This is a genomic window from Vibrio sp. 970, assembly GCF_033339075.1.
In genome coordinates this window covers 1-698 of the sequence record NZ_JAWOTW010000321.1, presented here as the reverse complement: position 1 = coordinate 698, position 698 = coordinate 1, and the positions used below count along the sequence as shown (strand labels likewise).

The 698-nt window shown below is 48.9% G+C and carries 1 protein-coding gene; it reads left to right on the top strand.

Annotated features, from left to right (window positions below; translation table 11 throughout):
- On the top strand, positions 1–626 hold a 626-nt coding region (locus tag R7Q11_RS26430), incomplete at its 5' end, for an alpha/beta hydrolase (protein WP_225467028.1).
- Between the last annotated feature and the right edge of the window lie 72 nt (positions 627–698).

Genomic DNA, 698 nt, shown 5'->3' with positions numbered 1-698 from the left:
ATGTCGATGAAACTCGAATTGGTGGCTTGGGAATTTGCGGTGGCGGGGCTTATGTCATCAGTGCCGCTTTAACAGAAAAACGTTTGAAAGCGGTAGTTGGCATTACGCCAGTCAATGTGGGACGCTTATTCCGTGAAGGATTCAGCTTATACAACCCAAACGGCACGCTGGAAGCAATGGCGGCACAGCGTACCGCTGAAGCTCGCGGCGGAGAATTACAAGTCAACGAACTTCTTCCACCAAGCCTAGAGTTTGCCAAAGCAAATGGCTTAACGGAGCGCGATGTGTTTGAGGCGACTGACTACTATAAAACGCCTCGCGGACAGACTGAAGGCGGAGCCACGCGCATGTTGTTTTCTCATGCTCAGAAAACCCTAAGTTGGGATGCTTTTGCCTTCACTGAAACTTTATTAACTCAACCAGTGATGACCGTGATTGGTCAAAAAGTGGGAGCGTTTGGCGCTTATCGCGATGGGCAGGAGGTTTATGGTCGAGCTGTCGCATCAAAGGATCGCCAGCTAGTTGATCTAGAGAACTGGTCTCACTATGAGTTGTATGACCATCCACAAGCAGTTGGCATGGCAATGGAGAAAGTCGCGCCCTTCTTGGATAAGCATTTGAAGTAATCTGAAATCAAGAGTGCCACCAAACCGGGCGCACTCTTACTTCTCTGTTATTCCTATTTCCCAGTTAATAGC